The sequence below is a fragment of the Protofrankia sp. CiP1_Cm_nod4 genome, from assembly GCF_982290645.1.
On record NZ_CEVIVC010000100.1, the window covers coordinates 13,739 to 16,792 of the forward strand.

Sequence of the window (3,054 nt, forward strand, 5' to 3'; positions counted from 1 at the left end):
GACAAGATCGCCCGCGAACAGCGGGTTGTGCGCGCCGGGGCCGGACTCCTCCGAGCGGCGCCAGTGCGGCGGAATGATCAAATGATCGTAGGTGACCTCCGAGGCACGCGGCCCGGGCGCTGATCCGTCCAGGGTTCCCGCGAACGCGGCTTCGCGTTGGGTTTCCACGCTCACTCTGAGAACCTCCCCAGCGCCTGCGCGCCAGCCGTACGCCCCCCATCCAGGACACGCGCGGCCGGTCAGCCGACACGGAGTCGCGAAGTGGGCGGCCAGCCGTACCGCCCGATTCGCGACATCGCATCCTATGGTGCCGCATCCCGTCGAGCGGTGAGCACCGGGTCCGGAGCGGTCGCGTTACGTGACGAAAAAAGCCGGATCGGGCAACGGCGGCCGGATCCGGCGAAAGCGGGCCGGAGCAGGGAGAACACAGAAACGATCAGTATGGCGGTGGCCGGTACCAGACCCGCCAGCCGCCCGGCAGGACGATGCTGGTGGGCACGAACGCGGTCGCGACAGCCAGCCGCTCACTCGTCCGGTCGCCCAGGCGCAACCGGGCCTCGACCACGACCGGGCCGCGGAACTCCAGCCAGCCGGCCAGCGCCCGCAGCACCTCGGTGGCATAGCCGTGACGCCGGTAGGGCCGCCCGATGGACACCGACACCAGCGCGCGCCGGCCGAACGCGTCCACCGCCAGCAGCCCGATGGCCGCCGAGTCGTCACCGCGGATCGTCCAGGTCATCACACCACGCCCGGCGCTGGCCCGGCGGCGCAGCGCGCGGCGTAACGTCTCGGTGGGATCGCCGGTGACGTCGATGGTGATCCCCTGCACCTTGGGCAGGTGGGTGCCCACCAGCAGCGGCCCGAGTTCCTCGGCGACGAACCCGGCGTTCCAGACGGTCAGCGGAAGCGCGAGCAGACGCAGGGTCGTCAGGGTCGGCGCATCAGCCACGGCGGGCGGGCTCCGCGACGCCGAGCAGTCCCCGTTCCCGCAGCAGCGCCTCGGTGCGGGCCATCCCCTCGTCCAGGCCGACGCGCGGCTGCCAGCCCGTCAGCCGCCGGATCCTGGCGATCGAGTAGGTGCCCGTACGGGTCAGTTCGGCCAGCGTCAGCGGGCCGAGATCCACATAGCCGCGAGGATGCAGCCGCGAGGTCACCCGGCCGGACAGCCAGCCGTGGCCGGACAGCAGCCGGTCGGTGCTGTCGAGCGCGCGCACCAGCGCCGCCGGCACCTGGCCCGGCAGGGGCACGCCGGCCATCCGCGCGTACCGGCCGAAGAAGTCCGACGCGGTGGCCGGCTCGCCGCCGGTGACGTGCAGGATCTCGCCAGCGGTCCGCTCGGCCCCGGCGACGGTGATGACAGCCGCGGTCAGGTCATCGACGTGGACCGGGCTCAGCAGCCCCCGGCCGCCGTCCACCAGGACGAAGCGCCCCGCCCGCAGCAGCAGCAGCGGCCACAGCGTCCACCGGCCGGCCCGCGGGCCGTAGGCGTCGCCGACCCGCAGCACCGTCACCGGCAGTCCCCGGGCGGACGCGGCGAGCGCCGCGCGTTCGGCCGCGGCGAGGGCGTCCGGGCGCGTCAGGCCGGTGGCCGTGACCGGCGCGCTCTCGTCCACCAGGTCCGGAAAGGAGGCGCCCAGCACGCTCACGCAGGACAGGTGCACGACACGGCCGACATCGGCGCGCTCGCACGCGTCCAGCAGCCCGGCGGTACCCCCGAGCGTCACCGAGCGTAGTTCGCTGTCGGTGAGTGGGGCCGGGCGGCGGCGCACGCCGGCGCGCACCGCGCCCAGTTCCCCGCCGCCGCCCGTGCCGACGGCCGCCGCGTGCACGACAAGATCGACACCGACCAGCAGTTTACCCAGCTCCGCCGGCTGGGTGACGTCCGCCACGACAATGCCCGGACCACGGCGGACATCGACCGGTATGACGTGGTAACCGCGCCGACGCAGCTCGTGCGCGACCGCGTCCCCGATGAATCCGCCAGCGCCAGTAACGACCGCGCGAGCCACGTCCCCCCTCATCGCCTTCCTGGAAGAGTCAATATCATAGGCGTCACATCCCGTCACGTTCTGTTGCCGATACGTCGTTCCAACGGCCCGGCATCGACTCGACGTGACCGGGAAGCCAGACTAACCGGTGATGACGGTCACAGCTGTCACGGCCCACACCCGGATACCACGCAAGCGGCCGTCCGGGAACAGAAAGCGACAGGCACGAGAGCGTCTCGTCCGGATCCGGGACCGCCCGCCATCGGCCGGCACCTGTCGGGCATGGCCTACGGCGTCCCGAAGTCCTGCGTCCAGTAGGTGCCGTAACGGCCTCCGGTGGCGTAGCCCACGCCGATCTGCCTCAACGAGCAGTTCAGGATGTTCGCGCGGTGCCCGGCGCTGTTCATCCAGCCCCGCACCACCTCCGCGGGTGTGCGCTGGCCCGCGGCGATGTTCTCCGCCGCGGCGGAGAACCCGTACCCGGCCTCCGCCATGCGCTGGAAGGGCGTCCGGCCGTCCAGGCTGTCGTGGCTGAAGTAGTCGCGGGTGGACATGTCGGCGCTGTGCGCCTGCGCGGCCGCGGTCAGGCGGCGGTCCGCCATGAGCGCCGCGCAGCCCGCTCTGGCCCGCTCGGCGTTCGTGAGCGCGACCACCTCGGACGCCTCGTCCGGGATCTGCTCGGACGGCGCGCTGGTCACCGGCGTGACCGGGTGCGCCGGTGACGGCGCCGGCGGTGCCGGCGCACCCGGGGCCGGCGCGGCCGATGGCGCCGGCGGCGGCGTGACCGGCGTGGGCGTGGTCGGCGTGGTCGGGGCCGGGGTGGCCGGCGGGTCGGCCACAGCCGGTGGCCGTGCGGGCCCCTGGGGGGCGGTCAGCTGTGGCGTGTTGACGATTCGTAGCTGGCTCGAGCGTATCGAGGGGGCCTGGGACGGATGGAACACGATCTCCGCCAGCGTGTAGGCGCCGTCGGGCAGTGCCCGGGTGTCCACGGTGGCCTCGTACGGGGCGGCGGGCGCCACCTGGACGACCGTTCCGGGCCCCCGCAGGACGAACGCCGCCCAGGTCC

Annotated in this window: 3 protein-coding genes; all 3 read right to left on the reverse strand. The window is 73.3% G+C overall.

The window, feature by feature from the left end; all coding sequences use genetic code 11:
- Positions 1-436: 436 nt before the first annotated feature.
- Complete coding sequence (locus AC5LSR_RS17370) at positions 437-949, reverse strand: GNAT family N-acetyltransferase (RefSeq protein WP_250285054.1); 513 nt, start codon at positions 947-949, stop codon at positions 437-439.
- A complete protein-coding gene (locus tag AC5LSR_RS17375) occupies positions 942-2,009 on the reverse strand; it encodes an NAD-dependent epimerase/dehydratase family protein (protein WP_250289838.1) in 1,068 nt (355 codons plus the stop codon). Before AC5LSR_RS17375 ends, AC5LSR_RS17370 begins: the two co-directional genes overlap by 8 nt.
- Before the next feature lie 266 nt (positions 2,010-2,275).
- Positions 2,276-3,054, reverse strand: a 779-nt coding sequence (locus AC5LSR_RS17380; protein ID WP_493468680.1) for a CAP domain-containing protein, incomplete at its 5' end; no start/stop codon positions are given.